The 2,692-nt window shown below is 69.9% G+C and carries 3 protein-coding genes and 1 pseudogene; 3 read left to right on the top strand and 1 reads right to left on the bottom strand.

Going from position 1 to position 2,692, the window contains the following annotated elements; translation table 11 throughout:
• The coding region (locus AC1DU6_RS26330; RefSeq protein WP_477860728.1) for a lactonase family protein at nucleotides 1–622 on the top strand (622 nt) is incomplete at its 5' end.
• A gap of 6 nt (nucleotides 623–628) precedes the next feature.
• Nucleotides 629–751: pseudogene (locus AC1DU6_RS26335) on the top strand (ATP-binding cassette domain-containing protein); the annotation flags it as partial.
• Nucleotides 752–849: 98 nt separating this feature from the next.
• On the opposite strand, the gene AC1DU6_RS26340 reads toward AC1DU6_RS26335, so the two are convergent.
• Nucleotides 850–1,614 carry a helix-turn-helix domain-containing protein gene (locus AC1DU6_RS26340; protein ID WP_477860730.1) on the bottom strand — a complete coding sequence of 255 codons (765 nt, stop codon included), beginning with the start codon at nucleotides 1,612–1,614 and terminating at the stop codon, nucleotides 850–852.
• Between the two features lie 117 nt (nucleotides 1,615–1,731).
• On the opposite strand from AC1DU6_RS26340, the gene AC1DU6_RS26345 reads away from it, so the two are divergent.
• Nucleotides 1,732–2,631 (top strand): NAD-dependent epimerase/dehydratase family protein, encoded by a 900-nt coding sequence (locus AC1DU6_RS26345; protein WP_457322063.1) that lies wholly within the window; start codon nucleotides 1,732–1,734, stop codon nucleotides 2,629–2,631.
• The last annotated feature ends 61 nt before the right edge of the window (nucleotides 2,632–2,692 follow it).

Raw genomic sequence — 2,692 nt, forward strand, 5'->3', positions numbered from 1 at the left:
CCCGCACGGCATCTACCCCGGCCCGACCCAGACCCGCGCCTACGTGCCCGACCTGGGGCTGGACAAGGTGGTTATCTATCGGCTGGACGCGGCGAGCGGCCGGCTCTCGCCGAACGTTCCTGCCTACGCCACCACCGAGCCCGGCGGCGGCCCGCGCCACATGGCCTYCCACCCGAACGGCCGCTACGCCTACGTGAACCTGGAGCTGACCTCCCGCGTGGCCGCCTACCGCGTGGATGCGGTGACCGGCGCGATGGAGGGCTTTCAAGTGCTGTCCAGCCTGCCGCCCGGCACCAAGGCCGAAGGCAACAGCACCGCCGAGATCATGGTCCACCCAGGCGGCCGGTTCCTCTACGTCTCCAACCGCGGGCACGACAGCATCGCGGTGTTCGCCATCGACGCGCAGGACGGGTCACTGCGCTTCATCGAGGCGACGAGCACCGGTGGGCACACGCCGCGCAGTTTTGGCATCGTCCCGGGCGGGCGCTTTCTGGTGGCGGCCAATCATGACAGCGGCAACGTCACCGTTTTTCGTATGAATCCCGAGCACGGCACGCTGTCACGCGTTGGCGGCGAGGTAACGGTTGACCAGCCTGCGTACGTTCGCTTCTTGCGGCGCTAGACGATAGTCATCGCGGCGGCCAAGGCCCCCCTGGGCTATGCCAACCTCCTTGGCGAGGGCAGCGAGCGCCTGTCTGGCGGCCAGCGCCAGCGCATCAGCATCGCTCGTGCGATGCTGAAGAACCCGCCGCATTGGGCGCCACGAAGAGCTGGTGGCTCGCGGCGGGCTGTATGCGAAGCTGGCGGCGATGCAGTTTGGGTTGGTCACGAACGCAGGAGCGGCCTGAGCTATTCCGGCAGCCGCCGCATCCAGCGCGACATGTGGCTCTGGTGGGCAAAGCCGGCCATCAACGCGATCTCACTGAGCGCCCCCGCCCGCTGCTGCACCAGTTGCCGGGCACGCTCGACACGCCGCGACACCACGTAGCGATGCACCGGCATGCCGACGCCGCTGCGAAACAGCCGCTGCAGGCTCCACGGGCTGACGCCCGCCACCCGCGCCAGGCTGGGCAGCGACAGCGGTCGTTCGAGATTCGCCTCGATGTAGTCCTGCACGCGCTGCAGGACCGGGGCTGCGGGCGCCTCCTGCGATGACGGCGCGCGCAGCAGCACCGCCGTGGCAACCGACTGCACAAGGCCGTTACGGAAGTGCTCGCCAAAGGGAGCGTCGGATTGCAGGTCCTGGGCCAGCGCATAGAGCAGCCCCTGCAGGCGCGGCTCGCGCGCCATGTGGACCATGCCGACTTGGACATGCCGGCTGCCCAGGCCCAGCTCGTCCGCCATCCGCTCCAGCCGGGACGGGGCGATCAACACCTCCAGGCTGTTGAAGTCGGACTGGGCCTCAAACCCGTCGGCGGCCCCAGCCGGCACGATGTCCACGTCGCCGCGCGTGCGCAGGAAGGGCAGCCCCGTGCGCAGACAGGCCGTCTTGGTGCTGGCACTGAGATGGAGGACGACGCGGTGGTGGTCCAGCGGCGTGGCGAGCGCCCGACCCGCACGTTCGTGCCGCGACCGCAACGCCATCCCGCTCCGGCTGATCAACTCTGAATGCATGGCGGCAATCTAGCGGGCCGGCCAAATCCCCAGCCGCCGAGGGGCCGTGCCCGAATGTGCCGTCCGCTGCTCTTTTCGTGCGCGACAGGACATGCCCACCGCCCCTACAAACTCGGCATGAACAACATCCTTGTCATCGGCGCGGGCCCCACGGGCTCGAACACTGCGGCCCTCCTTGCGTCGAAGGGCCATCACGTCACGCTGGTCAGCCGGCGCGGAACGCCTGCATCCCACCCGGGTGTGAGGCACGTGGCGGCGGACGTCAACGACCCGCAAACCATGCGCGAACTCGCCACGGGCGTCGACACCCTCATCAACTGCGCGATGCCGGCCTACGACCGCTGGCCCGAGGAATTCCCGCCGATCGGGAGCGCCGCGCTGTCGGTGGCGGCGGCCGTGGGCGCCCGGCTCGTGACCCTGAGCAACGTCTACGGCTACGGCCCTGTCGAAGGACCGCTGCGCGAGAACCATGCGCTGGCGCCCCATACCGTCAAGGGGCGGGTGCGCGCCGGCATGTGGGACCTGGCCCGGCGCAGCGGCGTCCCGGTGGCCGAGGTCCGCGCGAGCGACTTCCTGGGCCACGCGTCGGTGGGCTACTTCAATCTCTTCGTGCTGCCGGCGCTGCTGAAGGGTGAGGAGAGTGTCTTTCCCGGCGACCTCGACGCCGCGCACAGCTGGAGCTTCACGCTGGACGTCGCGGCCACGCTGGCCGCGGCGGCGACATCGCAGCAGTCCTGGGGCCGGGCCTGGCATGTACCGTCCAGCACGGCCTGCGTGCGCGAGCTGGCCAACGCCACCGCCCGCCTGGCGAAGCTGGGCGCACCCAGGCTGCGGCGCATGACGGCCGAGGAGCTGCGGCAGGCGGCCGAGGCTGACACCATGATGGCGGAGGTGGCCGAGATGGTCTACCTGTTCGAGCGCCCGTTCCTGCTGGATGCCAGCGAGACGCAACGCCTGCTGGGCGTGTCAGCCACGCCGCTGGAGCAGGTGCTGGCCGACAACCTGGGGCCCTGCTAGACCAGGCGCCTGCGGAGACAATAGGGGCATGAGCACCCCGCCCCGTCCTCCGCAGCAATAC

The sequence above is a fragment of the Roseateles sp. P5_B10 genome, assembly GCF_056400485.1.

Coding starts and splice junctions, on each gene's coding strand:
- AC1DU6_RS26340 (WP_477860730.1), bottom strand. CDS start 1,614: ATGCATTCAGAGTTGATCAGCCGGAGCGGGATGGCGTTGCGGTCGCGG.
- AC1DU6_RS26345 (WP_457322063.1), top strand. CDS start 1,732: ATGAACAACATCCTTGTCATCGGCGCGGGCCCCACGGGCTCGAACACT.